Below are 25,375 nucleotides of genomic sequence, written 5' to 3' on the forward strand. Positions count from 1 at the left end.
ACCTGCCAGATACCGTTATAGATGCGGTCGATTCTGGGAGTTTCAAGCGTCGAACAGTTGATGTAGATCAGGAAAGCTTAGTCTTCGAGCCAGATAAGGGAGGCAAACCGACCAGTGCGTGGACTGCGGCGGTAAGAAAAGAAGCGAGGATCGGTCACGGTACAGAAACCGCCACCATAAACAACGGTGACACCGCGCACAGCCAGACGCAAACGCGCCAGCTCGTAGATGTCAGCCATGAATTTGCCAGCATTTTGGCTCGGCACAAAGGCTTTGGCCGCTTCAGGCAGTTGCTGGACGAAAGTCTCGCGCACTTCGGCGCCGACTTCGAAGGCTTGCGGGCCAATGGCCGGGCCAAGCCAGACCAGCACGTCTTCCGGAGGTACGGCCAAACTGTCGAGCGTTGCTTCGAGCACACCCGCCGCCAACCCGCGCCAACCGGCATGGGCCGCCGCAACGCGAGTGCCCGCGCGGTCGCAAAACAATGCGGGCAGGCAATCGGCGGTCATCGCGGCGCAGGCGATTCCGGGTGTGGAAGTCCAGCTGGCGTCGGCGGTGGCCGTGATGCCTGGATCCGCGTGGGCCACGGCGATGCCGTGAACCTGCTTTAACCAGGCCGGTTGAATAGAAAAATGATCGGTGAGGCGACGGCGGTTTTCGGCAACCGCTTCGGGGCTGTCGTCGACGTGATCGCCGAGGTTGAGGCTGTCGAACGGCGCCAGACTGACGCCGCCCGCACGGGTGGTCACACAGGCTTTCACCCCGGCAGGCGCAGGCCAGTCGGGAATCAGCCAGTCACTCATCCGATGAACGCCTCACGGTCTTGCTTGAGCAGAGTCAGCAACCAGACGAAGTCGTCCGGCAGTGGCGATTCCCAGCTCATGCGTTTACCGGTGGTCGGGTGATCCAGCTCCAGGAACCGAGCATGCAGGGCCTGACGCGGGAACGCCTTCAACGATTCGACCATGGTCACACTGGCTGCCGGCGGAATGCGGAAACGACCGCCGTAGGCAGGGTCTCCGACCAACGGGTAGTTGATGTGAGCCATGTGCACACGAATCTGGTGCGTACGACCGGTTTCCAGCTTCACCCGCACATGCGTGTGGGAGCGGAAACGCTCAAGCACGCGGTAATGGCTGACGGCTTGCTTGCCCCCTTCCATCACGGCCATGCGCTGGCGTTGCTGGCCGTGACGACCGATCGGCGCGTTGATCTTGCCGCCGGCAGTGACCACACCGATCACGATGCATTCGTAGATCCGGCTTACGCTGCGGCTCTGCAATTGCGTGACAAGCTGTGTCTGCGCCTGAATGGTCTTGGCCACCACCATCAGACCGGTGGTGTCCTTGTCGAGGCGATGCACGATACCGGCGCGGGGCACATTGATAATGTCCGGCACGTGGTGCAGCAAGGCGTTGAGCAGGGTGCCATCGGCGTGACCGGCGGCAGGATGCACCACCAGGCCCGCAGGTTTGTTGATCACCAGGATGTCGTCGTCTTCATAGACGATGTCCAGCTCGATGTCTTGAGCGATCCATTCACCCTGAGCTTCCTGCTCGGCAGTCAGCTCAAGAATGGCGCCACCATGAACGATGTCTCGCGGGCGGATAACCGCCCCATCCACAGTCAGGCGGCCGTCTTTGATCCAGGCGGAAAGGCGCGAGCGCGAGTGCTCAGCGAATAATTGTGCGGCGACTTGATCGAGGCGTTGGCCGCCCAATTCGGACGGCACCTCTGCGCGAAGTTCAATTTTATCGGACATGCTCAGACTAGGCGTCGGCACAGCCTTTGGTTTCGGCTGCGCGCTTGTGGTTAAATACGGCGTCTTTTGCCCCGAGGCTATTCAACGGGGCGCTCATCATAACAGGACGGCCCCGCCCAAGACAGCGGCCGTCATAGGGACGCAAGCCGCCATGCAAGTGAAACACCTGCTGCTGATCGCCATCCTCGCATTGACCGCTGCTTGCTCATCGAAGGAAGTCGTAGACGAAAACCTTAGCGAAGTCGAGCTGTACCAGCAGGCTCAGACCGACCTGGACAACAATAGCTACACCGCCGCCACAGCCAAGCTGAAGGCGCTGGAGTCGCGTTATCCGTTTGGGCGCTACGCCGATCAGGCTCAACTCGAGTTGATCTACGCCAACTACAAGAACGCCGAGCCTGAGGCTGCCAAGTCTGCCGCGGAGCGTTTCATTCGTTTGCACCCACAGCATCCGAACGTGGATTACGCGTATTACCTCAAAGGCTTGACCTCCTTCGACCAGGACGTCGGCCTGCTGGCGCGCTTCCTGCCGCTGGACATGACCAAGCGTGACCCGGGTGCTGCCCGCGACTCGTACAACGAGTTCGCCCAGCTGACCAGCCGCTTCCCGAACAGCCGCTACTCGCCGGATGCCAAGCAGCGCATGATCTACCTGCGCAACCTGCTGGCCTCCTACGAAATTCACGTCGCCGACTACTACCTGACCCGTCAGGCCTATGTCGCCGCCGCGAACCGTGGTCGTTACGTGGTGGAAAACTTCCAGGAAACCCCATCGGTCGGCGACGGCCTGGCGGTGATGACTGAAGCCTATCAGCGTCTGCACCTGGACGATCTGGCAGCCACCAGCCTCGAAACCCTGAAGCTCAACTACCCGAACCACCCAAGCCTGGTGGACGGTCAGTTCAAGCCTTCGGTCGACGAAGCCGACAACCGTTCGTGGTTGAGCAAGGCCACCCTGGGCCTGATCGAATCCCGTCCGCCGCTGCCGCCGGGCGAAACCCGCGCCAACCAGGACGTGCAGAAGCAGTTCCAGGATGCCAAGGATGCGATTCCGAACGATCTCAAGCCTAAAGATGCAGATGGCGACGTGATCGAAGAAGAGGAACACGAGTCCGAAGCCAACAACGAAGACCGCTCGTGGTTCAGCTACATGACCTTCGGCGTGTTCGACTGACACATCGGGTTGTGCAAAAAAGGGAGACTCTTGAGTCTCCCTTTTTTATTGCGCTGTGCGCGGGTCAGGTCCTTGGCTAAACTGCCTGTTCATTAGCCAATAAAGCTGCTCACCATGCTTCGTTTACTGTTCTGGATTGCCTTGATTGCCGCTGCGGTATGGTTCTGGCGCAAGTTCAAGGCTTCGACTTCCGCGCCCAAGTCCCCCGCCGAGCGGGATGCCGCGCCCATGGTCCGCTGCGCGCATTGCGGCGTTCACCTGCCCCGCGACCGCGCGCTGAGCCTTCAACAACAGTGGTATTGCAGCCAGGCTCACCTCGAGCAAGGCCCGGGCTCAAGTGATCGCTGAGACGTCCAGTCCCGGCGGCAAACAGGCTCAGCGACTGCTGCGCCTTTATCATCTCTACCGTTTAAGCGTCGGCATCACTCTGGTGCTGTTGATCTCCAGCAACATGGACAACCAGTTGCTGGCTTTCGCCGAGGACGAACTGCTGCGCAGTGGCAGCTGGTTATACCTGGTGCTGAACATCCTGCTGGTGGTCTTTTGGGAGAACACCCGACGGCCGGCCCAGCTTTTCAGCCTTGCCCTGGTCGATGTCCTGCTGCTGTGCGGCCTGTTCTATGCCGCGGGCGGCGTGGCCAGCGCCATCGGCAACTTGCTCATCGTTTCGGTGGCGATCAGCAACACCCTGTTGCGCGGGCGTATCGGCCTGTTGATCGCGGCGGTTGCTGCTCTGGGCATCGTCGGTTTCAGCTTCCTCCTGAGCTTCAGCCACCCCGTCAGTCCCAGCGAGTACCTGCAAGCCGGCACCCTCGGCGCGCTGTGTTTTGCCGCTGCATTGCTGGTGCAGGGCCTGATCAGTCGACTGGAGGTCAGCGAACACCTCGCCCGGCAGCGCGCCAGTGAAGTGGTGGGCCTGGAAGCGCTCAACGCGTTGATCCTGCACCGCATGCGCACGGGCATTCTGGTGCTCGACGACCAGCGGCGGGTCCAACTGGCCAATCACAGCGCCTTGAGCTTGCTGGGGCAGAAAAACCTCGACGGCCAGTTGATCGACGATTACTCACCAGCCTTGGTCGAACGCCTGCAACTATGGTTCAACAACCCAACGCTGCGCCCGCAAAGCCTGAAAATCGCCAGCAGTGGCCTGGAACTGCAACCCAGCTTCATTGCCCTGGACCAAAGCCCGAATCATCAGACTCTGGTGTTTCTCGAGGACCTTGCCCAGATCGCTCAACAAGCGCAGCAACTGAAACTCGCCGCACTCGGTCGTCTGACTGCCGGTATCGCCCATGAAATCCGCAATCCACTGGGCGCCATTAGTCATGCCGCGCAGCTATTACAGGAATCCGAGGAACTGAAGGGCGCAGATCGGCGTCTGACGCAGATTATCCAAGACCACTCTCAGCGAATGAATCGGGTTATCGAAAACGTCCTGCAACTGTCCCGCCGCCAGCAAACCGTGCCACAAAGGCTCGATCTGAAGCCGTGGCTGGAGCACTTCGTCGCCGAAACCCGTGAAGGGGCAACTGATCGTCAATTGATTCACCTGCACATCGGATCGGGCGACTTCAAAACCCTGATGGACCCGAATCAGCTGACCCAGATTCTCGACAACCTGTTGCGCAATGCCTGGCGCCATAGCGCGCTGAATCACGACCTGGCGCAAGTATGGCTCGAATTGTTTGTCGAACCCGACAGCCAGTTACCGACGCTCGAGGTCCGGGACAACGGTCCCGGTGTGGCGCCGGACCAACAGACGCATTTGTTCGAACCCTTCTTCACCACCAGTAGCCAGGGCACTGGCCTGGGGCTTTATCTGTCCCGTGAGCTGTGCGAAAGCAACCAGGCCCGCCTAGACTTCAATCCACGCCAAGGCGGCGGCTGCTTTCGCATCACTTTTGCTCACGGACGGAAACAAAGTTGAACACGAGCCCACGGCCAAAAGTCCTGATCGTCGACGACGAACCGGATATCCGCGAACTCCTGGAGATCACCCTGGGACGGATGAAACTCGATACCTACAGTGCCCGCAACCTTGGCGAAGCCCAGGCCTTGTTGACACGGGAGACATTCGACCTGTGCCTGACCGACATGCGCCTGCCCGACGGCACGGGTCTTGAGCTGGTGCAGTACATCCAGCAGCGTTACCCACAAGTGCCGGTGGCGATGATCACCGCCTACGGCAACCTCGAAACGGCGATCAATGCACTCAAGGCAGGCGCCTTCGACTTCCTGACCAAGCCGGTCGACCTGACACGCCTGCGCGAACTGGTCACCAGCGCCCTGCGTTTGACGGCCGCGGGCAGCGCCAGTAACGCCATCGATCGCCGGTTGCTGGGCGATTCACTGCCCATGCGCAACCTGCGCAAACAAATCGACAAACTCGCCCGCAGCCAGGCGCCGGTGTACATCAGCGGCGAATCCGGTAGCGGCAAGGAATTGGTCGCCCGACTGATTCACGAACAAGGCCCGCGGTCTGCTCAACCATTCGTCCCGGTCAACTGCGGGGCGATTCCGTCGGAGTTGATGGAAAGCGAATTCTTCGGCCATCGCAAAGGCAGTTTCAGTGGCGCCATCGAAGATAAACCCGGGCTGTTTCAGGCGGCCCATGGCGGCACTTTGTTTCTCGACGAAGTGGCTGACTTGCCCTTGGCGATGCAGGTCAAGCTGCTCCGGGCCATTCAGGAGAAGGCCATTCGCAGCGTCGGCGGGCAGCAAGAAGTGGTGGTCGACGTGCGTATCCTGTGCGCCACCCACAAAGACCTCGACGCTGAAGTCAGCGCCGAACGCTTTCGCCAGGATTTGTACTATCGGTTGAACGTGATCGAACTCCGCGTTCCCCCATTGCGCGAGCGCCGCGACGACATCGAACCGCTGGCCAGTCATGTGCTCAAGCGTCTGGCGGCCGGCAGCGGCCAACCCGCCGCGAAGCTCCACCCACTCGCTCTCGACGCGCTGAAAAGTTACCGCTTCCCAGGCAACGTGCGGGAGCTGGAGAACGTGCTGGAGCGGGCTTACACCCTGTGCGAGAACAAACAGATCGAAGCCAGCGACCTGCGACTGGCCGAAGGCAACTGCACCGCAGAGAACGTCGTGGCGGACCTGACGCAGATCGACAACCTGGAAGACTATCTGGAAAATGTCGAACGCAAACTGATCCTGCAGGCATTGGAGGAAACGCGCTGGAACCGCACGGCGGCGGCTCAGCGGTTGAATCTTTCATTCCGGTCGATGCGCTACAGGCTCAAGAAACTCGGCCTGGATTGAGGGCCCCATCGCGAGCAGGCTATCTGACCGTCACCGAAGATCCTTCGGCTAGATCCGCCCGGTCGGCGCATACGGCGCCGGATCAATAATCGGCGCCCTCCCCAACATCACATCCACAAACAACTGACACGACGCTGGCGCCAGCACCAGCCCGTTACGGTAATGCCCGCAATTGAGCCAGAGTCCGTCGAAGCCCGGCACTCGGCCAATGTAGGGAATGCCCTCCGGCGACCCCGGCCGCAATCCAGCCCAATGCCCCACCACTTCGGCATCCGCCAGCGCAGGAATCAGCTCCACCGCCGACGCTTTCAGACTCTCCATCGCCGAATCGGTTGGCGTCTTGTCATAGCCTTCATGTTCCAGCGTGCTGCCAATCAGAATGTGTCCGTCGCGCCGGGGAATCGCGTAACGCCCCTTGGCCAGGACCATGCTCGGCAAGAAGTCCGCCGCGCACTTGTACAAAATCATCTGACCTTTCACCGGCTCGACCGGCAATTCAAGCCCCAGACTCTTGAGCAAGTCACCACTCCAGGCGCCCGCCGTCAGGACCACCTGATCACCGAGAACAGGGCCCGTCGAGGTCTGCACACCGACGACCCGATCGCCTTCACGAACAAACCCGCTGACTTCGCACTGCTCACGAATCGTCACGTTCGGCAGCGCCAGCAAAGCAGCCTTGAGGGACTTCACCAGCCGCGGATTACGCACGTTGGCCACATCGGCCATGTAGATCGCCCGGGAAAAACCGGCGCCCAACACCGGTACAGCATCATGTGCCGCCGAGATATCCACAGCCCGCAGCGGACGGTTTTCCCGCTCGGCCCAGGCCAGCGCCTCGGCCTCGTCATCCAGATCCAGCCAGTACAGGCCGGTGGTGTGCACTTCAGGATCAACCCCGGTCGCGGCGAACAGTCGCTCACCGAGCTGTGGATAAAAATCCTGAGACCAATGCGCCAGCGCGGTGACTGCCGGGCTGTAGCGCCACGGATAGAGCGGCGAAACAATTCCGCCACCGGCCCACGACGATTCCTGACCGACGCTCGAACGATCCAGCAACACGATACTTTGCACTTCGGACGCGAGATTGAACGCCGTCAGCAACCCAATCACGCCGCCGCCGACAATCACCACTTGCTGTTGCCTGCTCATGTTCTGATCCAACCGATAAATAGACAGAGGACGCAAAAAGGCGCCCGAAAAAGAAACTCAGCGACCCCAGCAATCTTTGGTGACGAGCCCGGATGTCGCATTGACCATGCTTCTGACGCCGGTATTGGTGAGGGTGAAATCCCCACACTTGTCGGTCGCCATTGCAGCGCCGGTCTTGCGCGTTGCCGTCAGCAAAAAGGTTTGATCGGTCAGGGTCGGGGTGATGGTGTAGAAGTCGTTGCCGGCGCTCAATCCGGTGGCAGCGGTGTAGACATTGTTTTTCGAGTAGAACCGCTCAAGGATTTGCGCCTGCTCGGAAAGCAGCCCGGCCACTTCAGTGCGGCGGCCCTTTTTCACGTACTCCGTGAGGTTTGGGGCGGCAATGGTTATGACGATCCCGATGATCGCAATCACGATCATGATTTCGATCAGGGTGAAACCTCGGTTGGATCTGCGCATTCCTAAACTCTCACTTACTGTATTTGTCGCCACATGATGCGACGGCTGCCGCCGCCGGATTTTTCCACCAGGGTGCTGATGCCGCCACTGGAATCGTTCACGATCTTGCGGGTCGCACCGTTGACGATGGCGTTCAGCGTCGGGATGCCGCCGGTGAAAATCACGCCGCTGGACACCGTGTCCTTGGTGTCGACTGTCCCGTCGTTATTGGTATCGAGCACCGCGTAGTTGAGCATCTTACCGCTGAACGCATCCAGTTCGACCAGTTTGCCCGTACCGAAGCTGGCGCATGGGTCGGTGGTGTCCACACTCGCCGTGGTAAAGACGATCCGCCCCAGCACCAGATTGGCCTGATTGATCACCCGTTCCCCCGTCAGCACGCTGTTGTACACCAGCGGCAAGTACCAGCCCTTCTCTCCCGGATAGGTCACGTCGTTCTGGCTGGTGGTGATGAATTGCCCGGTGCTGCCAGAGAACACACCGGTCACCGCTTGCGCCTGCAAACTGGACACAGTGATCTGACCCGCGCCGCCTTCTGCATCCCACACGGCGTAGAACGCCTGCAAATCCTTGTTGGTCTTGTCGGCAGTCTCGTTGAATTTTCCGGTGCCGAAGAATACTTCCTTGCCGCCCAGTGAGTTGTCCGCCAGCAACGGCTGCACGGTAATCGGCTGGGTGGCGCCACCCGCCGTGGTAAACAACGGCTTGCCGGCAAACGCCACGCCCCAGCTATTGGGGGCGGTAGCGCTCAAATCAAACTTCCACAACCGCCCTTTCAAGTCGCCACCATAGGCGGCCTGCACCACATTCTGCGAGTTGACCCTGAGCTTCACCGACGATAGGCCGTTGGTGGTGTCGGTGCTGTCGACCACGATTTTCTTGATCAACGAACCGTCACGAACATCCACCACGTACAACGCCGCCACCCCGGAGTTGCTGCCATAACCGTTGGAAATGAACGCAGCCCAGCGACCGTCGGCCAAGCGTGCCACTTCCGGTCGTGCGTAGGCATAACCCAGATCATTGAAAACGTTCGCGGTGTTGGCCGTGGCCGGTGCGCTGAACTCCCACAATGCCTTGAACACGTTGCCCGCAGACGCATCGAACAGCTGCAATGCATAGAAAGTTCTGCCGCCGGCCCCGGTCCCGCCAATGGCCAGGGTTTTCCAGGCGCTGCCGAACTGGGCATCGAACACCCCGAGCTGACCGTCGACCAGAAACTTGTGGCTCACACCGTTGATGTAGGTCGGGTCGGCGATGTAGCGCAGCGATGGCAACACGCTGGAAGGCATGTAGGCATAACGCCGGGTGCCATTGGCCGAGTTGATGACATTCACGAACCCGTCGTTGGCGTTCACCACCAGGCTGGTATTCATGCTGGCGGCTTTGGTGGTCAGGTAGGTGCTGTAGGTGGTGTCGCCCACCAGATCGGAGGCGGTTTTGTCCGTGGGTGATGCCAGTACAAGCGGCGAATTGATGATGTCGCCGAGCAGCACGCTACGCACCTTGAGCCCGGCTTTGTTGGTGCCCTTGCTCCATTCCACCAGATCGCTGCCGGTGATGCCCGTAGGCAGGCCTTGGCTGAGGGAGGTCTGCTGCGTCGGGGAGAAACTGGTATACGCCAAGCTGACCGCCGTGTTGGTCAGGGTGTTCCAGGACTGGTAAGTCGGTGCGGTGGCACCGGGAACGATGGTGGTGTCGGTGGTCCACAACGCTGCCGCGGTGTTGACCGTACCGGCCGTGGTGAAGCCGAAGGATTTGATCGTGCCGCGCCAGTCTTTAGGGTCATAACTGGTCTGGAAGTAACTTGAATTGCTGGCCAGGGTAGTGCCGCTGGTGACACCGCTGCCACCGGAGCCGGCCTTCGAGGTGATGTCGCTCAGGGCCGAGGACAATGCACTGTTGAGCCCGGCGCTGTCGGTCGCCTGATAGTACTTGCCCTGTCCGTAGCTTGCCGCGTCCGACAACATCTGATTCGCGGCGGTAAAGCCCACGGTGTAGGTGTTGATGTTCTGTTTCGGGAAGTCCACCGCGTTCCAGCTTTTACCTGCCGCGTCGGTGCCGGTGGAACGCATGTCGATGTCGAAGGCAAACTTGGCAACGTCGTCCAGGTAAAGGGTGTCGCCCTCTCCGTCACCACTCAGGTTGTCACCATCGTTGTTCACACCATCCCAGTTGGGTAGGCGAGCTCCACCCAATGGATCGGCAGTCGGAAAAGTCCGGTCGTAAGTCGGTAACCCATCGGTGATCACCACACCATAATTTTTCTGACAGCGATACTGAATCGGGCTGGTATAAGTCGCCGGTGTCGAGTTGTAGAACGGCGCCAGCCCCCGAAAATAGCGGGTTATTTCATAGTAGGTTTCCGCCAGCGGCGTATTGGCCACGGCGCTCAACCCGTTGATGGCAGCGATCAGGTTGTTGTAGTTGGTGTCAGCCTGAGATTGGGTGACACTGCCGCTCACCGCAGAGAGATCACTGATTGATCGGGCGATGAAGCCGCCGCCCCCGGAGTTGCTGGTCGTGGGGGGATTGAACGTCGCCAGACCAATACGTAGCGAGCGATTGCTGGAGACCAGGTTTGTAGACACATCCTGTGCCACGCTAATCCGGTATTCGTTGGGAATCGCACTGGCTCCCGTGGTGAAATCCTTGCTCGAACCGTTGGCCAGGGTCACCAGATAGGACAGATAGTCAGCCGTATAGCGAGTGTTTTCATTGCCCACCGGGTCGGGCAGTTTCAAGCAGATCGATGACAACCCCAAAAAACCGCGATAAAAACCGTACCAGTTGCCGCTGTTCGGGCAATTGCCACGGTTGAGGCTCGACAAGGGGATATTGGCATTGCTCATGTCCAGATTCTGGCCGTTCAAACATGACCCGTTGGAATTGCAAATCGCAATCTGCGCACGGTTGACCGTTGGATCGAAACCAGGCGCCCATATGATGTTGTTCATACTCCCCGAGTCATCAATCAGCAGCATGACATTCGGAGCGACCGCTGCCGCGCTCAACAGCGGTGAGTCCGACGGTGTGAAGGCGTACGCCGGTGCGGACAGGTAAAGCCCCAGCAACACGCCGCAGATCAGCTGCCACACCCGGCCGCGCCTCTCAGTACTTCGCATAAATACTCTCCACGACGCTGCGCGAGTTGCCCGTGATGCCGACGGCGGTCACCCGGTAAAGCGTCGCCGAGGTGTTGCTCGGCACATTCACGGCGTTAACCGTGGTGCCGATATTCTGCACCGCGTAAAAGCCCTTGCCCGAGGCGATCCAGGTCACGCCGGGGGTGGAACCGGGGCCGGCGACAGTGACCGTCGACGCGTCCGACGGCGGTGCGCACTGGCTGCAGACCGGCAATGAATAGCTGTCCAGCTGGACCGCGCTTTCGCCCACGCGTAACGCCGCTTCAGCACCCTGGAACGACTGATTGCGCAAGCTCACACTGCCGGCCATTTTTTCCTGCAGGGTAGCGTTCTGCATCGATGAAAGGCCGATCAGCGTCAGCAACAACAGAAACACCAGGCTGACCAGCAGCGCCATACCCCGCTGGGCGTGAAAAGTCATGGAGGCCTTCCTCATGGCAACCTGTTGCGCAAGGCGGCAACCACGTTGAAGGTTTGATTGCGCACCCGGTTGTTCGGGTCGGTGAGGGTCAGGCTCAGGCGGACGCTGCGAATCCGCGCGGGGTCGGACGGGTTAGGGCTGTAGCTGGAGGCGGCTACGTCAGTGGCAGAATTGGCGAGGCCGAAGCTCACGCTGAAGGCACTGACGTTGTCGATCAGCACAAACTGGGCCGGCGTGCCGGTACCGGAGCCCATCATGATTTTGTTATTGCTGAAGCTGTAGATCAGGCGCCGGATCGGGAATGCCAGAAACCCCGAGGCCGCTACCCGCGCACCCGTGTAGGCCGTCGCCGTGTTCCGACAGTCGGAGATCACCGTCCAGGCGGGCACCCCGCCACTGCTTCCGATATCAGCGGTCACCAGCGTCAACTTGAGGTTGGCGTTGTCCCAACTGATGGGCGTTATCTGGCCAGCGCTGAAGTCGCCGGCAGTACTTGAGTCAGTGATCGTCCCCAGGCAGCCAAACATGCCGACCATGCGGAGTTCCTGAATCATCTTGCTCAACACAAACCGCGCATCTTCCTGCATGGCGGCGGAGGTGTTCTGGCTGACGTAGGTGTTCTTGGCGGCGATGAAAACCTGCACCACGCCCAGCACCACAATCAGGCTCAACGCGAGGGCGATCAACAACTCGATCAGCCCGAAACCTCTGCTGGACCGATTCATGGCGTTGCCACCGGGTCGACAGCGGCACGACTGGTCAAAACGAAGCTGCGACGTGAATTGGCGGTATTGGCGGCGCGCGAGTCGTCCCAGGTGATGGTGATGGTGTAGACCCGCTGGCTCAGCGTAACGGCGCCGGTGGCTGTCGCGCCGCCGAAATTGACGATGTTGGTGGTGAAATCGTAAAGGTCCTGATCCCGGGCAACGTTCAGGTTGCCTGACGTTGGTGGCGTCACGGTATAGTCGGCGCCGGAGTTGGCGCGGATACGGTCCATCATGTCGTAGGCGATAAAACTCGCCTGGCTGGTCATCCGCGAACTGTCGGTGTATTTCAGCGCATTGAGCTGAATCGCCGCCGCGCCCAGCAGCCCCACGGTCAGAATCACCAACGCGACCAGCACTTCGATCAGCGTCATGCCCTCCTGTGCATGTTTGCTCCGTTCCCTCATCCGCAATTTCCACCCAATAGAATTCGTCCGTTCAAACACACATTCAGCGTCCTGCTTTGCGCCCCCAATACATAGCTGATCACCACGGGTGTGGACGGCGCCGCCAAACCGCCCAGATTGTTGAAATCAATGGCGGTCACTCCCAAGGGTAGCGTCAGAGCCGCGCCGCTGCTCATCGCTGGAACAACCCGCAATACATTGGCCGGCGTGTTCGTACTGTCATAGACCGCCAATTCACCGGTCCAGACGCTGCCACCCGCGGTCGGACGAATCCGAGTAGCGACGCCCCGGTCGATGGCCTCAAGCCGGGCGAAATTGAGTCCGCGTTGCAGGTCGCCAATTTCGGTGTCGGCCTTGGTGCCTTGCACCGACCGGGTAAACGCGGGCACGGCCAGGGTGATCAGGATCAAAAAAACCGCGAGCGAGACCAACAGCTCGATCAGCGTGAAACCTTTTGTACGATGATCCATCGGTGCCCTCCGTTGCCGTCGGCTATACCTGCTTCTACACGCTAGAACATTCGACCGGATGGCGTACGGTTGATTTGCCATTACTCGCGCACGGATTGCGCGGGCCGCAGCACTCCACGGAGGGAGATGATATGCATCAGCGAGGCTTCAGCCTGATCGAACTGCTCATGGGACTGACAATTGCCGGGATTGTTCTGCTGTTGGTCAGTCCGGCGTTCGCGGCGCTTACAGAATCGAATCATCGCGAGGAGGCGGCGAAGTCTCTTGCCAGTGGTATTCGCAGTGCCCGAAGCGAAGCACTCGCGCGTAATCAGGCCACCGTCATCCATGGCATCAACGACGACTGGGGCCAGGGCTGGCGAATCATTCTGGATATCAGCGGCAAAGGGCCGGAGGACAGCAGCAATCCGATGCTGATTGAGCGCGTAAGTGGCGCTCGGGTGCCGATTGTCGGTAATTGGCCGGTCAAGCGATTCGTGCGTTTCAGCCGTATTGGCGAACCACAAATGCCTGGCCGGGCCTTTCAAGCGGGGACGCTGCACATTTGCGCAGCCCGCGAACCGGTCAGCCAGCGCCAGGTGGTGCTGGCCGCGACCGGTCGCGTCAGCCTGCGCAGCGATAAAGCTGAGCAGGCGCTGTGTCCGGGAGGGAAAAAAGTTAAAGCAGGGAGCGCACGCGCAACTCTTTAGGCATGGAGAACGTGATGTTCTCCTCGCGACCAGCCAATTCATCGGCCCCGGTAGCGCCCCAGGCCTGCAACTGCTGGATCACGCCACGCACCAGCACTTCCGGAGCAGAGGCGCCAGCGGTGATACCGATACGCTCGACACCGTCGAACCAGCTCTTTTGCAGGTCTTCGGCGCCGTCGATCAGGTAAGCCGGGGTGGCCATGCGTTCGGCGAGTTCACGCAAGCGGTTGGAGTTGGAGCTGTTCGGGCTGCCGACCACCAGTACCACATCACATTCGTCGGCCAGTTGCTTGACGGCGTCCTGACGGTTTTGCGTGGCGTAGCAGATGTCGTCCTTGCGCGGGCCACCAATCGCCGGGAAGCGTGCACGCAGGGCGTCGATCACGCGGCTGGTGTCGTCCATGGACAGGGTGGTCTGGGTCACGAACGCCAGTTTGTCGGGGTTGAGCACCTGCAACGAGGCAACGTCTTTCTCGTCTTCAACCAGATAGATCGCGCCACCATTGCTGCCATCGTACTGGCCCATGGTGCCTTCGACTTCCGGGTGACCGGCGTGGCCGATGAGGATGCATTCACGGCCATCACGGCTATAGCGCGCGACTTCGATGTGCACCTTGGTGACCAGCGGGCAAGTCGCGTCGAACACTTTCAGGCCTCGGCCGGCGGCTTCGGTACGCACAGCCTGGGAAACGCCGTGGGCACTGAAGATCACGATGACGTCGTCCGGCACCTGATCCAGTTCCTCGACGAAGATCGCCCCGCGAGCACGCAGGTCTTCGACGACGAATTTGTTGTGGACCACTTCGTGGCGCACATAGATCGGCGGCCCGAAGACTTCCAGGGCGCGGTTGACGATTTCGATCGCCCGGTCCACGCCGGCGCAGAAGCCACGGGGGTTGGCGAGTTTGATTTGCATGCTGTGCCTCGTGTCTTGCGCGCAAGAAATAGTAGTGCCACCTGTCATACGAACACCGGGTTCGAAAACAGTGAAAATCTTAATGTGGGAGCGGGCTTGCTCGCGAAGGCTGCTTCACATTCAACAAAATGTTGGCTGATACACCGCTTTCGCGAGCAAGCCCGCTCCCACAATTAGACCGCATTCGGTCAGTTACAGCGATTTGACGCTGATGATCTCGACGTCAAAGGTCAATGTCTTGCCGGCCAGTGGGTGATTGAAGTCGATGGTCACTTGCTCGTCATCAAATTCTTTCACAACACCCGGCAGCTCAGTATTGGCCGCATCGTTGAAGATCACCAGCAAACCCGGCGACAGGTCCATGTCCTTGAACTGCGAACGCGGGATGATCTGCACGTTTTGCGGGTTTGGCTGGCCAAACGCGTTTTCCGGTTGAATCGTCAGCGTGCGCTTATCGCCCGCCTTGAAGCCGAACAGCGCCGCTTCGAAACCCGGTAACAGGTTGCCATCGCCGACCTTGAAGGTCGCCGGGGCTTTGTCGAAGGTGCTGTCGACCGTGTCGCCGTTCTCCAGGCGCAGTGCAAAGTGCAAGGTGACTTCCGTGTTCTGGCGGATGCGTTGCTCAGCCAATACCTGTTCAGTCATGAACGGTTTCTCCGGTTTTCTTGCTTTTGAACATATCCAGCGCAAGCATCACGGCACCGACGGTAATTGCACTGTCGGCGAAGTTGAACGCCGGGAAGTACCAGCGGTTCTGCCAATGCACCAGAATGAAATCGATCACATGGCCCAAGGCAATGCGGTCATACAGATTGCCCAGCGCCCCGCCCAGCACCAGCGCCAAAGCGATGGCCAGCCAGGTTTCGTTGCGCCCCAGACGCTTGAGCCAGACCACCAGAACCGCACTCACCCCAATGGCGATCAGGGCAAACAACCAACGCTGCCAGCCAGAACTGTCAGCCAGGAAGCTGAAGGCCGCGCCGGTGTTGTAGGCCAGGGTCCAACTGAACAGATCGGGAATGATCACGATCTGCTGGAACATTTCGAGCTTGTTTTCGAAGTAGAACTTGCTGGCCTGGTCGATGACCAGGACCAGCAAACTCAACCAGAGCCAGCTCAGCCGTCCGAAACGGCCAACGGCATTAGGCATAATGACGAACCTCGCCAGCGCCGCTGATGTTGTCGACGCAACGACCGCAGATTTCCGGATGCTCCGGGTTCACGCCGACGTCTTCACGGCAGTGCCAGCAACGGGCGCACTTGGCGAAGGCCGACTTGACGATTTTCAGCTTCAGGCCGCTGACTTCGGTGACTACCGCGTCCGCAGGTGCCTGAACAAAAGGCGCCACACTCGCGGTCGAAGTGATCAGCACGAAGCGCAGTTCGTTGCTCAGCTGGGCCAGGTCGGCGCTCAGAGCGTCTTCGGCGAACAGCGTCACTTCGGCTTGCAGGTTGCCACCGACGGCCTTGGCCGCGCGCTGGATTTCCATTTCCTTGTTGACCGCGACCTTCACCGCCATGATCCGCTCCCAGTAGGCGCGGCCCAGTTCGACGTTGTCCGGCAATTCGGTCAAGCCTTCGTACCAGGTGTTGAGCATCACCGACTCGTTACGCTCGCCCGGCAGGTATTCCCACAGTTCGTCAGCGGTGAAGGCGAGGATCGGCGCGATCCAGCGCACCAGCGCTTCACTGATGTGGTACAGCGCGGTTTGCGCCGAACGGCGGGCCTTGCTGTTGGCGCCAGTGGTGTACTGGCGATCCTTGATGATGTCGAGGTAGAAACCGCCCAATTCCTGCACGCAGAAGTTGTGAATCTTGGAGTAGACGTTCCAGAAGCGGTATTCGCCGTAGTGTTCTTGCAACTCGCGTTGCAGCAGCAGGGTGCGATCCACGGCCCAACGGTCCAGCGCCAGCATGTCTTCGGCCGGCAGGATGTCGGTGGCCGGGTTGAAACCGGTCAGGTTCGAGAGCAGGAAGCGCGCGGTGTTACGGATCCGCCGGTAGGCGTCCGCACTGCGTTGCAGGATCTGGTCGGAAACCGCCATTTCACCCGAGTAATCGGTGGAAGCCACCCACAGACGCATGATATCTGCGCCCAGAGTGTCGTTGACCTTTTGCGGCGCGATCACGTTGCCCAGGGACTTGGACATCTTGCGACCGGACTCGTCGACGGTAAAGCCGTGGGTCAGAAGCTCGCGGTACGGCGCGTGGTTGTCGATGGCGCAACCGGTCAGCAACGACGAGTGGAACCAGCCGCGGTGTTGGTCCGAACCTTCCAGGTACAGGTCGGCACGCGGGCCGGTCTCGTGGCCCATCGGGTGCGAACCGCGCAGGACGTGCCAGTGCGTGGTGCCCGAATCGAACCAGACGTCCAGGGTGTCGCTGATCTTGTCGTATTGTGGCGCTTCGTCACCGAGCAACTCGGCGGCGTCCATCTTGAACCAGGCTTCGATGCCTTCGACTTCGACGCGCTTGGCGACTTCTTCCATCAGCTCGGCGGTACGTGGGTGCAGCTCACCGCTTTCCTTGTTGAGGAAGAACGGGATAGGCACACCCCAGTTGCGCTGACGGGAGATGCACCAATCCGGCCGGTTGGCGATCATCGAGTGCAGGCGCGCCTGGCCCCAGGCCGGAACGAACTGAGTCTCTTCGATGGCTTTGAGCGCGCGCTTGCGCAGGGTGTCGCCGCTGACAGGCTCTTTGTCCATGCCGATGAACCACTGCGCAGTGGCGCGGTAGATCAGCGGGGTCTTGTGACGCCAGCAGTGCATGTAGCTATGTTCGATGATGGTGGTGTGCAGCAGCGCGCCGACTTCGGTCAGCTTGTCGACGATGGCCGGGTTGGCTTTCCAGATGAACTGGCCGCCGAAGAACTCCAGCGATGTCACGTAAACGCCGTTGCTCTGTACCGGGTTGAGAATGTCGTCGTTGACCATGCCGTATTTCTTGCAGGTCACGAAGTCGTCCACGCCGTACGCCGGAGCGGAGTGAACCACGCCGGTGCCAGCGCCCAGTTCAACGTAGTCGGCCAGGTAAACCGGCGACAGACGATCGTAGAACGGGTGACGGAAGTTGATCAGTTCCAGTTCTTTACCGGTGGTGGTCGCGATGACCGAGCCTTCCAGGCTGTAACGGGCCAGGCACGACTCGACCAGTTCTTCAGCCAGCACCAGCAGTTTGTCGCCGACGTCGACCAGGGCGTAGTTGAATTCCGGGTGAACGTTCAGCGCCTGGTTGGCCGGGATGGTCCACGGGGTGGTGGTCCAGATCACGATCGAGGCAGGTTTGGCCAGCGACGCCAGACCGAAAGCGGCAGCCAGTTTGGCTTCGTCGGCAATCGGGAAAGCCACGTCGATAGTCGATGACTTTTTGTTCTCGTACTCGACTTCCGCTTCAGCCAGGGCCGAACCGCAGTCAAAGCACCAGTTCACAGGCTTCAAGCCCTTGAACACGAAACCGCCCTTGACGATTTCGGCCAAAGCGCGGATTTCACCAGCTTCGTTCTTGAAATCCATGGTCTTGTACGGGTTGGCGAAGTCGCCCAGCACGCCCAGACGGATGAATTCGGATTTCTGCCCTTCGATCTGCTCGGTGGCATAGGCACGGCACAGTTCGCGGGTTTTGTCCGCGCCCAGGTTTTTGCCGTGGGTCACTTCAACTTTGTGCTCGATCGGCAGGCCGTGGCAGTCCCAGCCCGGAACATAAGGCGCGTCGAAACCCGACAGGGTTTTCGAGCGGATGATCATGTCCTTGAGAATCTTGTTCAACGCATGACCGATGTGAATCGTGCCGTTGGCATACGGAGGACCGTCGTGCAGGACAAACTTCGGACGATCCTTGCCAATCTCGCGCAACTTACCGTACAGGCCAATGCTGTCCCAGCGCTGCAGGATCTGCGGTTCGCGCTGAGGCAGGCCGGCCTTCATTGGGAAGGCGGTGTCCGGAAGGTTTAGCGTGGCTTTATAGTCGGTCATTTAAGGCTCTTCATTAGCGATTGGCGCTAGGTGCGACAGGGCACGGGCGGCGGCAACATCCGCATTGATCGCCGTCTTAAGCGCCTCCAGAGAGGCGAAACGCTGCTCTTCACGCAGCTTGTGGTGGAAAACCACCGTCAAACGCCGGTCATACAGATCGCCGGCAAAATCTAAAAAGTGTACTTCGAGGTGGGCTTTGCCATCCCCTTGGACCGTTGGCCGCACGCCAATGTTGGCGACACCTGGCCAGGTCTTGCCGTCGATGTCGACGTTGACCAGGTAAACCCCGGTCAGCGGCACGCGACGACGCTTGAGTTGAATGTTGGCAGTTGGCGTACCCAGTTGGCGCGCCAGCTTCTGACCGTGCAGGACCCGCCCGGTGATCTGGAACGGACGCCCGAGCAGTCGCTCGGCCAGGGCAAAGTCGGCAGCGGCCAGGGCATTGCGGACCTGGGTGCTGCTGACGCGAATGCCGTCCAGCTCGACGGTTTGCGCCGCTTCGACGGTAAAGCCCTGAACGATGCCGGCCTGTTGCAGGAAATCGAAATCCCCTACCCGGTCACAGCCGAACCGAAAGTCATCACCGACCTCCAGGTGCTGGACGCCGAGGCCGTCGACCAAAATGGTGTCAACGAACTCACTGGCGCTGAGCTTGCTCAGACGGTGATTGAAGGCCAGGCACAAGACCCGGTCGACACCTTCGTCGGCCAGCAGCTGCAGTTTGTCCCGCAGCCGGGCCAGACGGGCCGGGGCCGTGTCCGGGGCGAAGAATTCTCTCGGCTGCGGCTCGAAAATCACCACGCAGCTGGGCACGCCCAACTCGATAGCGCGCTCACGCAGCCTCGCCAGGATAGCCTGGTGGCCACGGTGAACACCGTCAAAGTTGCCAATAGTGGCGACACAGCCCCGATGCTGGGGGCGCAGGTTGTGGAGGCCTCGAACCAGCTGCATAACGCGCTTCTTGCTCATAAAGTGGTCGATTATAACCACACCCGGCGGCCGACGACAGGCAACACCGTAACCCAAAGTAATCGAGCCGACAAAACCGCCGGTTCGCCCATGTTTATCGAGGCCAAAGCCTCAGCTCAGCGCCTTGCGATTGAAGTCGCGCAAACGAAAGCCCATCAACAGCAGCATGCCGAAATAACTGACCACGCCGGCAGCGACCAACGCGCCCAGGCGCAGGAACCGCTCCAGCATATGCCCCTGATCCCAGGCCGGCATGAAGTGCATCCCGGCCAGCAGCACAGCAGACATCACCAACACCGCAATCACAAGCTTGGCGCCGAACTTGGCCCAGCCCGGTTGCGGCTGATACATCTGTTGCTTGCGCAGCTGATAGAACAATAGCCCGGCATTGATGCAGGCACCGATGCTGATGGCCAGGGCCAGACCGGCGTGAGCCAGCGGACCGATCAGCACCAGGTTGAACAACTGGGTAACGACCAGCGTGAAAATCGCGATTTTTACCGGGGTGCGGATGTTTTGTTGCGCATAAAAGCCCGGCGCCAGCACTTTGATCACGATAATCCCGAGTAAACCGACGGAGTAAGCGATCAACGCCCGCTGGGTCATGGAAGCATCAAACGCACTGAATTGCCCGTACTGGAAAAGCGAAACCGTCAGCGGTTCGGCCAGAATCCCCAGTGCCAGCGAACACGGTAGCACCAGCACGAAGCACAGGCGCAGGCCCCAGTCGAGGATGCGCGAGTATTCCTGGCGATCCTTGCTGGCATAGGTCTTGGCCAGGGTCGGCAGCAGAATCGTACCCAACGCCACGCCCAGCACGCCGGATGGCAACTCCATCAAACGGTCTGCGTAATACATCCACGACACGGAGCCGGCGACCAGAAACGAAGCAAAAATGGTGTTGATGATCAAAGAAATCTGGCTCACGGACACACCGAGAATTGCCGGCAGCATCTGTTTCATTACTCGCCAGACGCCGCTGTCGCGCAGATTCAGGCGTGGCAGCACGAGCATGCCGATCTTTTTCAGGTGCGGCAGTTGATAGAGCAACTGCGCCAGACCACCCACCAGCACCGCCCAGCCCAGGGCCATGACGGGAGGATCGAAGTACGGCGTCAGGAACACCGAAAAGACGATCATGCTGACGTTGAGCAGGGTCGGCACGAAGGCCGGCACCGAGAAGCGGTTGTACGTATTGAGGATCGCACCGGCCAATGAGGACAGGGAGATCAGCAATATATAAGGGAAGGTCACCCGCAATAGATTTGAGGTCAGCTCGAATTTTTCCGGGGTATCGGTGAAACCCGGTGCGGTGGCCCAGATGACCCACGGCGCGGCGAGTATGCCCAGCGCGGTGACCAGGGCCAGCACCAGCGTCAGCAGGCCGGAGACGTAAGCAATGAAGGTTCGCGTCGCCTCCTCGCCTTTCTGGCTCTTATATTCAGCCAGGATCGGCACGAATGCCTGGGAAAAAGCCCCTTCGGCGAAGATTCGCCGCAGCAGATTGGGCAGTTTGAAGGCGATAAAGAAGGCGTCAGTCGCCATCCCGGCACCAAATGTGCGTGCGATGAGGGTGTCACGAACGAACCCCAGAATCCGGGAAAGCATCGTGATAGAGCTGACGGCGGCCAACGATTTGAGCAGATTCATTGAAAGAGTTTGTGCCTGTCGATAAACAGCAGGCGAACAAAGCGCCTACTTATGCGATACTCCGCGCCGCAGCAGCACAGAGCCAAAGCTCGCGAGTTTACAGGTCAAGCGCCGGAAATAAATATCCCGCCTCTTTATACCTACCACTTAGCGGAACGTCTCAACCGCCCTTGACAAGACATCAACTCATCGGCATGATTCGCGGCCTATTTTGTTTGCTATTTCCTAAAAAGTCTTTCGAGGAGCTCGACGGTGGCCAACACACCTTCCGCCAAAAAACGTGCAAAACAGGCTGAGAAGCGTCGCAGCCACAACGCCAGCCTGCGTTCCATGGTTCGTACCTACATCAAGAATGTAGTTAAGGCCATCGACGCAAAAGACGCTGAAAAAGCTCAAGCAGCTTACGTTCTGGCTGTGCCAGTTATCGACCGTATGGCCGATAAAGGCATCATCCACAAGAACAAGGCAGCTCGTCATAAGAGCCGCCTGAACGGTCACGTCAAGGCTCTGAACCTTGCTGTTGCCGCATAAGCGATAAGCTTGTTGAAAAACCGACCTCAGGGTCGGTTTTTTATTGCCTGCGATTTGGTAAACGCTGCGCAAAAAAATGTGGGAGCGGGCTTGCTCGCGAATGCGGTGTACCAGTCGGTATCCATGTCGACTGACACTCCCTCTTCGCGAGCAATCCCGCTCCCACATTTTGGATCTCTGTTAGTTTATTGAGCGTGCGTCCACGGCAAAATCGGGATCGCCGTTACCGCATTTTGCGGACTGCCCTCGATCAAGCGATCACTGTAGACCAGGTACACCAGCGTATTACGCTTCTTGTCGAGGAAGCGCACCACTTGCATGGTCTTGAACACCAGCGACGTGCGCTCCTTGAACACCTCGTCACCATCCTTCAGTTCACCCTTGAAGTTGATCGGACCGACCTGGCGGCAAGCAATAGATGCCTCGGCGCGATCTTCAGCCAAGCCCAAACCACCCTTCACGCCGCCCGTCTTGGCCCGCGACAGGTAACACGTCACGCCCTCGACCTTCGGATCATCAAATGCTTCGACGACGATACGGTCGTTCGGGCCGACGAATTTGAACACCGTCGACACCTGACCAATCTCCTCGGCCGAGGCCAGCAGCGGCATTACCAACAGCAGACCCAACAATCCTTTTGCCACACGCATTCAAATATTCCTTCAGACCAGAATCAGGTTATCGCGGTGAACCAGTTCTGGCTCAGCCATGTAACCCAACAGACCGACAATCGCCTCAGACGACTGACCGATGATTTTTTGTGCTTCCAGCGCGCTGTAGTTGGCCAGGCCGCGGGCGATCTCACGACCGTCCGGGGCCACGCACACCACCATTTCACCGCGACGAAAACTGCCCTGGACCAGCTTGACACCAACCGGCAGCAGACTTTTGTTGCCTTGGGACAGCGCCGTCACCGCCCCCGCATCCAGCACCAGAGTGCCACGGGTTTGCAAGTGACCGGCTAACCATTGCTTGCGCGCCGCCAGCATGCCGCGCTCAGGCGACAACAGGGTGCCAATGCGCTCGCCCGCCTTCAGACGATCCAGCACGCGCTCAATGCGCCCGCCGACGATGATGGTGTGCGCACCGGAACGCGCCGCCAGGCGCGCAGCGCGCAATTTGGTCTGCATGCCGCCACGACCCAATGCACCACCGGTACCGCCAGCGACGGCGTCCAATGCCGGATCATCGGCGCGAGCTTCGTAAATCAGGTTCGCATCAGGGTTGTTGCGCGGATCAGCGTCGAACATGCCGTCGCGGTCGGTAAGGATTACCAGCAAGTCTGCTTCGACCAGGTTGGCCACCAGCGCCGCCAGGGTGTCGTTGTCGCCGAAGCGGATCTCGTCGGTGACCACGGTGTCGTTTTCGTTGATCACCGGAATCACTTTCAGCTCGACCAGCGCACGCAGGGTGCTGCGGGCGTTCAGGTAGCGCTTGCGGTCCGACAAGTCATCGTGCGTCAGGAGAATCTGTGCGGTATGCCGACCATGCTCGGCAAAGCTCGATTCCCAGGCCTGCACCAGCCCCATCTGACCGATAGCAGCGGCAGCCTGGAGCTCATGCATCGCACTGGGTCGTACACTCCAACCAAGACGGCTCATCCCCGCCGCTACTGCCCCGGAGGACACCAGCACCAGTTCGACGCCGGCTTCGTGCAACGCCACCATCTGCTCGACCCAGACACCCATTGCCGCGCGATCCAGGCCTTTGCCGTCCGCCGTCAGCAAAGCGCTGCCGATCTTCACGACCCAACGCTGCGCACCTGTCACCTTGCTCCGCATCATCTTCAACCTTAGCTTGAGGACAGCGCGACCTGGCACTGCCCGTAACGTTATTCGTGGTTATTCGTGACTAACTATCGATTTCCAGATACTAAAACGCCGCTCGATTGAGCGGCGCTTAAGTTTACTGCAACGAATCAGTCACGCACGTAAATGATTTCCGGACCGTCTTCGTCATCCACATCTTCTTCGTCCCAATCATCGTCGCCGATATCGTGGACCGACTTCACGCCGCTGCGACGCAGGGCACGCTGGTCATCCAGCGCCTGCAGCTGAGCACGAGCTTCGTCTTCGATGCGCTGATCGAGCTCGGCCAGTTCTTCTTTGTAGACAGGGTCGTTCGCCAGACGGTCAGCGCGATCTTCCATATAACGCATGATGTCGTGGCACAGACGCTCGGTGCCCAGCTTGGAAATGGCGGAGATCACGTAGACCGGACCAGTCCATTCCAGGCGATCAACGATCTCCTTGACGCGAGCATCGTGCTCTTCTTCAAGGATCTGGTCGCACTTGTTCAGCACCAGCCAACGATCACGCTCAGCCAGGGACGGGCTGAACTTGGTCAGCTCGCTGACGATCACTTCAGCAGCATCCGGAGCGCTGGCGTCATCCAGCGGCGCCATGTCCACGAGGTGCAGCAGCAGACGGGTACGCGACAAGTGCTTGAGGAAGCGAATCCCCAGGCCCGCGCCATCGGAAGCGCCTTCGATCAAACCCGGAATGTCCGCGACCACGAAGCTCTTCCAGCGATCGACGCTGACCACACCCAGGTTCGGCACCAGCGTGGTGAACGGGTAGTCGGCGACTTTCGGCTTGGCGGCCGATACCGAGCGAATGAAAGTACTTTTACCAGCGTTCGGCAAGCCCAGCAGACCGACGTCAGCCAACACTTTCATTTCCAGCTTGAGATCACGCGCCTCACCCGGTTTGCCCGGAGTGGTCTGACGCGGAGCACGATTGGTACTGGATTTGAAACGGGTGTTGCCCAGACCGTGCCAGCCGCCATGAGCCACCAGCAGTTTCTGGCCAGCCTTGGTCAGGTCACCGATCACTTCCTGAGTGGCGGAGTCGATGACGGTGGTGCCGACCGGAACACGCAGGACCAGCTCTTCACCTTTCTTGCCGGTGCAGTCGGTGCTGCCGCCGTTGGAACCGCGCTCGGCATCGAAGTGCCGGGTGTAACGGTAGTCCACCAGTGTGTTGAGGTTTTCGTCGGCGATCATGTAGACCGAGCCGCCATCACCACCGTCACCGCCGTTCGGGCCGCCGTTTTCAATAAATTTCTCGCGACGGAAGCTCATGCAACCGTTGCCGCCGTCACCGGCCTTTACTCGAATCGATACTTCATCAACAAACTTCATAACAAAACGCCTCTCGTCATACGGACGAGCCGAAAAAATCCAGACATAAGACTCTTGCAAAAATGAGCGCAGCGACCTCAATCAACGACCGCAAATCCAGCGCTGGAGCCCATCACAAACAGCTTTGCAAGAGACTCACCCCACAAACGAAAAAGCCCCGTCGCGAGACAGGGCTTTTCCAGCATCTACGTAATTATGCCGCGACGACTTCAGTCTTCGGGACAATGCTCACGTAACGGCGGTTGAAAGCGCCTTTTACTTCGAACTTGATCACGCCGTCGATTTTAGCGAACAGAGTGTGATCTTTACCCATGCCAACACCGTAACCGGCGTGGAATTGGGTGCCGCGCTGACGCACGATGATGTTGCCCGGAATGATAACCTGGCCGCCATACATCTTCACGCCAAGGCGTTTGGCTTCTGAGTCGCGACCGTTACGGGTACTACCACCAGCTTTTTTGTGTGCCATGAGTCAATTCTCC

At 59.6% G+C, this 25,375-nt stretch carries 25 protein-coding genes; 6 read left to right on the forward strand and 19 right to left on the reverse strand.

Features of this window, described 5'->3' with window-relative positions:
- Positions 1 to 77: 77 nt before the first annotated feature.
- Both pgeF and rluD read right to left on the reverse strand, forming a co-directional pair.
- Positions 78 to 803 carry a peptidoglycan editing factor PgeF gene (gene pgeF, locus ACA060_RS24750; protein ID WP_109634938.1) on the reverse strand — a complete coding sequence of 242 codons (726 nt, stop codon included), beginning with the start codon at positions 801 to 803 and terminating at the stop codon, positions 78 to 80.
- On the reverse strand, positions 800 to 1,762 hold the full coding sequence (gene rluD / locus ACA060_RS24755) for a 23S rRNA pseudouridine(1911/1915/1917) synthase RluD (protein WP_007942311.1): 963 nt from the start codon (positions 1,760 to 1,762) through the stop codon (positions 800 to 802). Before rluD ends, pgeF begins: the two co-directional genes overlap by 4 nt.
- Positions 1,763 to 1,913: 151 nt before the next feature.
- Here rluD and ACA060_RS24760 point away from each other — a divergent pair, with 151 nt between their 5' ends.
- The 4 genes from ACA060_RS24760 to ACA060_RS24775 all read left to right on the forward strand — a co-directional run bounded on the left by ACA060_RS24760 (position 1,914) and on the right by ACA060_RS24775 (position 6,206).
- The gene (locus ACA060_RS24760; protein WP_109634940.1) at positions 1,914 to 2,936 is read left to right on the forward strand and encodes an outer membrane protein assembly factor BamD; all 1,023 of its coding nucleotides are present in this window, start codon (positions 1,914 to 1,916) and stop codon (positions 2,934 to 2,936) included.
- A 114-nt stretch (positions 2,937 to 3,050) separates the two neighbouring features.
- Complete coding sequence (locus ACA060_RS24765) at positions 3,051 to 3,284, forward strand: PP0621 family protein (protein WP_109634942.1); 234 nt, start codon at positions 3,051 to 3,053, stop codon at positions 3,282 to 3,284.
- Complete coding sequence (locus tag ACA060_RS24770; RefSeq protein ID WP_109634943.1) at positions 3,274 to 4,863, forward strand: sensor histidine kinase; 1,590 nt, start codon at positions 3,274 to 3,276, stop codon at positions 4,861 to 4,863. Before ACA060_RS24765 ends, ACA060_RS24770 begins: the two co-directional genes overlap by 11 nt.
- Entirely contained in the window at positions 4,860 to 6,206 is a 1,347-nt protein-coding gene (locus tag ACA060_RS24775) for a sigma-54-dependent transcriptional regulator (protein WP_497313778.1), read from the forward strand. Before ACA060_RS24770 ends, ACA060_RS24775 begins: the two co-directional genes overlap by 4 nt.
- Positions 6,207 to 6,254: 48 nt before the next feature.
- Here ACA060_RS24775 and thiO read toward each other — a convergent pair whose 3' ends face one another.
- Genes thiO through ACA060_RS24810 form a run of 7 tightly spaced genes read right to left on the reverse strand, consistent with a single transcriptional unit; the run spans position 6,255 to position 13,022 of the window.
- Positions 6,255 to 7,355: a glycine oxidase ThiO gene (gene thiO, locus ACA060_RS24780; protein WP_497313780.1), complete on the reverse strand. Its 1,101-nt coding sequence runs from the start codon at positions 7,353 to 7,355 to the stop codon at positions 6,255 to 6,257.
- A 57-nt stretch (positions 7,356 to 7,412) separates the two neighbouring features.
- Positions 7,413 to 7,814, reverse strand: a complete 402-nt coding sequence (locus ACA060_RS24785) for a type IV pilin protein (protein ID WP_109634948.1) — start codon at positions 7,812 to 7,814, stop codon at positions 7,413 to 7,415.
- Positions 7,815 to 7,828: 14 nt separating this feature from the next.
- Positions 7,829 to 10,939: a pilus assembly protein gene (locus ACA060_RS24790; protein WP_497313782.1), complete on the reverse strand. Its 3,111-nt coding sequence runs from the start codon at positions 10,937 to 10,939 to the stop codon at positions 7,829 to 7,831.
- Positions 10,926 to 11,396, reverse strand: a complete 471-nt coding sequence (locus tag ACA060_RS24795) for a pilus assembly PilX family protein (protein WP_497313784.1) — start codon at positions 11,394 to 11,396, stop codon at positions 10,926 to 10,928. Before ACA060_RS24795 ends, ACA060_RS24790 begins: the two co-directional genes overlap by 14 nt.
- Entirely contained in the window at positions 11,393 to 12,106 is a 714-nt protein-coding gene (locus ACA060_RS24800; protein WP_109634953.1) for a PilW family protein, read from the reverse strand. Before ACA060_RS24800 ends, ACA060_RS24795 begins: the two co-directional genes overlap by 4 nt.
- Entirely contained in the window at positions 12,103 to 12,552 is a 450-nt protein-coding gene (pilV, locus tag ACA060_RS24805; protein ID WP_109634955.1) for a type IV pilus modification protein PilV, read from the reverse strand. The genes ACA060_RS24800 and pilV overlap by 4 nt, the downstream gene beginning before the upstream one ends.
- Positions 12,549 to 13,022, reverse strand: a complete 474-nt coding sequence (locus ACA060_RS24810; protein ID WP_497313787.1) for a GspH/FimT family pseudopilin — start codon at positions 13,020 to 13,022, stop codon at positions 12,549 to 12,551. Before ACA060_RS24810 ends, pilV begins: the two co-directional genes overlap by 4 nt.
- A gap of 131 nt (positions 13,023 to 13,153) precedes the next feature.
- Between ACA060_RS24810 and ACA060_RS24815 the strand changes: the two genes are divergently transcribed.
- Entirely contained in the window at positions 13,154 to 13,711 is a 558-nt protein-coding gene (locus tag ACA060_RS24815; RefSeq protein WP_497318348.1) for a GspH/FimT family pseudopilin, read from the forward strand.
- Here ACA060_RS24815 and ispH read toward each other — a convergent pair.
- The 6 genes from ispH to murJ form a co-directional block, all read right to left on the reverse strand.
- Positions 13,680 to 14,627 (reverse strand): 4-hydroxy-3-methylbut-2-enyl diphosphate reductase, encoded by a 948-nt coding sequence (ispH, locus tag ACA060_RS24820; protein WP_497313789.1) that lies wholly within the window; start codon positions 14,625 to 14,627, stop codon positions 13,680 to 13,682. The genes ACA060_RS24815 and ispH overlap by 32 nt on opposite strands.
- Before the next feature lie 192 nt (positions 14,628 to 14,819).
- On the reverse strand, positions 14,820 to 15,257 hold the full coding sequence (gene fkpB / locus ACA060_RS24825; RefSeq protein WP_178082362.1) for an FKBP-type peptidyl-prolyl cis-trans isomerase: 438 nt from the start codon (positions 15,255 to 15,257) through the stop codon (positions 14,820 to 14,822).
- Positions 15,258 to 15,264: 7 nt separating this feature from the next.
- Positions 15,265 to 15,777: a signal peptidase II gene (gene lspA, locus ACA060_RS24830; RefSeq protein ID WP_497313791.1), complete on the reverse strand. Its 513-nt coding sequence runs from the start codon at positions 15,775 to 15,777 to the stop codon at positions 15,265 to 15,267.
- The gene (gene ileS / locus ACA060_RS24835; RefSeq protein ID WP_497313793.1) at positions 15,770 to 18,601 is read right to left on the reverse strand and encodes an isoleucine--tRNA ligase; all 2,832 of its coding nucleotides are present in this window, start codon (positions 18,599 to 18,601) and stop codon (positions 15,770 to 15,772) included. The genes lspA and ileS overlap by 8 nt, the downstream gene beginning before the upstream one ends.
- Complete coding sequence (gene ribF, locus ACA060_RS24840) at positions 18,602 to 19,552, reverse strand: bifunctional riboflavin kinase/FAD synthetase (RefSeq protein ID WP_497313795.1); 951 nt, start codon at positions 19,550 to 19,552, stop codon at positions 18,602 to 18,604.
- Between the two features lie 129 nt (positions 19,553 to 19,681).
- Entirely contained in the window at positions 19,682 to 21,220 is a 1,539-nt protein-coding gene (gene murJ / locus ACA060_RS24845; RefSeq protein ID WP_497313797.1) for a murein biosynthesis integral membrane protein MurJ, read from the reverse strand.
- A gap of 252 nt (positions 21,221 to 21,472) precedes the next feature.
- On the opposite strand from murJ, the gene rpsT reads away from it, so the two are divergent.
- Complete coding sequence (gene rpsT / locus ACA060_RS24850) at positions 21,473 to 21,751, forward strand: 30S ribosomal protein S20 (protein ID WP_008154937.1); 279 nt, start codon at positions 21,473 to 21,475, stop codon at positions 21,749 to 21,751.
- Between the two features lie 185 nt (positions 21,752 to 21,936).
- On the opposite strand, the gene ACA060_RS24855 is transcribed toward rpsT, so the two are convergent.
- From ACA060_RS24855 to rpmA, 4 genes are all read right to left on the reverse strand, one after another.
- Positions 21,937 to 22,401, reverse strand: coding sequence for a CreA family protein (locus ACA060_RS24855; RefSeq protein WP_497313799.1), 465 nt, complete (start codon positions 22,399 to 22,401; stop codon positions 21,937 to 21,939).
- 12 nt (positions 22,402 to 22,413) lie between these two features.
- Positions 22,414 to 23,532: a glutamate 5-kinase gene (gene proB, locus ACA060_RS24860; RefSeq protein ID WP_109634973.1), complete on the reverse strand. Its 1,119-nt coding sequence runs from the start codon at positions 23,530 to 23,532 to the stop codon at positions 22,414 to 22,416.
- 137 nt (positions 23,533 to 23,669) lie between these two features.
- Complete coding sequence (cgtA, locus tag ACA060_RS24865) at positions 23,670 to 24,893, reverse strand: Obg family GTPase CgtA (protein ID WP_010467530.1); 1,224 nt, start codon at positions 24,891 to 24,893, stop codon at positions 23,670 to 23,672.
- 193 nt (positions 24,894 to 25,086) lie between these two features.
- Positions 25,087 to 25,362, reverse strand: a complete 276-nt coding sequence (gene rpmA, locus ACA060_RS24870) for a 50S ribosomal protein L27 (protein WP_003215862.1) — start codon at positions 25,360 to 25,362, stop codon at positions 25,087 to 25,089.
- Positions 25,363 to 25,375 lie beyond the last annotated feature (13 nt).

The organism is Pseudomonas sp. LBUM1671 (assembly GCF_059695685.1).

Excerpts from the sequence above, each read along its gene's own strand:
- pgeF (WP_109634938.1), bottom strand. The coding sequence starts at position 803 with ATGAGTGACTGGCTGATTCCCGACTGGCCTGCGCCTGCCGGGGTGAAA.
- rluD (WP_007942311.1), bottom strand. The coding sequence starts at position 1,762 with ATGTCCGATAAAATTGAACTTCGCGCAGAGGTGCCGTCCGAATTGGGC.
- ACA060_RS24760 (WP_109634940.1), top strand. The coding sequence starts at position 1,914 with ATGCAAGTGAAACACCTGCTGCTGATCGCCATCCTCGCATTGACCGCT.
- ACA060_RS24765 (WP_109634942.1), top strand. The coding sequence starts at position 3,051 with ATGCTTCGTTTACTGTTCTGGATTGCCTTGATTGCCGCTGCGGTATGG.
- thiO (WP_497313780.1), bottom strand. The coding sequence starts at position 7,355 with ATGAGCAGGCAACAGCAAGTGGTGATTGTCGGCGGCGGCGTGATTGGG.
- ACA060_RS24785 (WP_109634948.1), bottom strand. The coding sequence starts at position 7,814 with ATGCGCAGATCCAACCGAGGTTTCACCCTGATCGAAATCATGATCGTG.
- ACA060_RS24790 (WP_497313782.1), bottom strand. The coding sequence starts at position 10,939 with ATGCGAAGTACTGAGAGGCGCGGCCGGGTGTGGCAGCTGATCTGCGGC.
- ACA060_RS24795 (WP_497313784.1), bottom strand. The coding sequence starts at position 11,396 with ATGAGGAAGGCCTCCATGACTTTTCACGCCCAGCGGGGTATGGCGCTG.
- ACA060_RS24800 (WP_109634953.1), bottom strand. The coding sequence starts at position 12,106 with ATGAATCGGTCCAGCAGAGGTTTCGGGCTGATCGAGTTGTTGATCGCC.
- pilV (WP_109634955.1), bottom strand. The coding sequence starts at position 12,552 with ATGAGGGAACGGAGCAAACATGCACAGGAGGGCATGACGCTGATCGAA.
- ACA060_RS24810 (WP_497313787.1), bottom strand. The coding sequence starts at position 13,022 with ATGGATCATCGTACAAAAGGTTTCACGCTGATCGAGCTGTTGGTCTCG.
- ACA060_RS24815 (WP_497318348.1), top strand. The coding sequence starts at position 13,154 with ATGCATCAGCGAGGCTTCAGCCTGATCGAACTGCTCATGGGACTGACA.
- ispH (WP_497313789.1), bottom strand. The coding sequence starts at position 14,627 with ATGCAAATCAAACTCGCCAACCCCCGTGGCTTCTGCGCCGGCGTGGAC.
- lspA (WP_497313791.1), bottom strand. The coding sequence starts at position 15,777 with ATGCCTAATGCCGTTGGCCGTTTCGGACGGCTGAGCTGGCTCTGGTTG.
- ileS (WP_497313793.1), bottom strand. The coding sequence starts at position 18,601 with ATGACCGACTATAAAGCCACGCTAAACCTTCCGGACACCGCCTTCCCA.
- ribF (WP_497313795.1), bottom strand. The coding sequence starts at position 19,552 with ATGCAGCTGGTTCGAGGCCTCCACAACCTGCGCCCCCAGCATCGGGGC.
- murJ (WP_497313797.1), bottom strand. The coding sequence starts at position 21,220 with ATGAATCTGCTCAAATCGTTGGCCGCCGTCAGCTCTATCACGATGCTT.
- ACA060_RS24855 (WP_497313799.1), bottom strand. The coding sequence starts at position 22,401 with ATGCGTGTGGCAAAAGGATTGTTGGGTCTGCTGTTGGTAATGCCGCTG.
- proB (WP_109634973.1), bottom strand. The coding sequence starts at position 23,532 with ATGCGGAGCAAGGTGACAGGTGCGCAGCGTTGGGTCGTGAAGATCGGC.
- cgtA (WP_010467530.1), bottom strand. The coding sequence starts at position 24,893 with ATGAAGTTTGTTGATGAAGTATCGATTCGAGTAAAGGCCGGTGACGGC.
- rpmA (WP_003215862.1), bottom strand. The coding sequence starts at position 25,362 with ATGGCACACAAAAAAGCTGGTGGTAGTACCCGTAACGGTCGCGACTCA.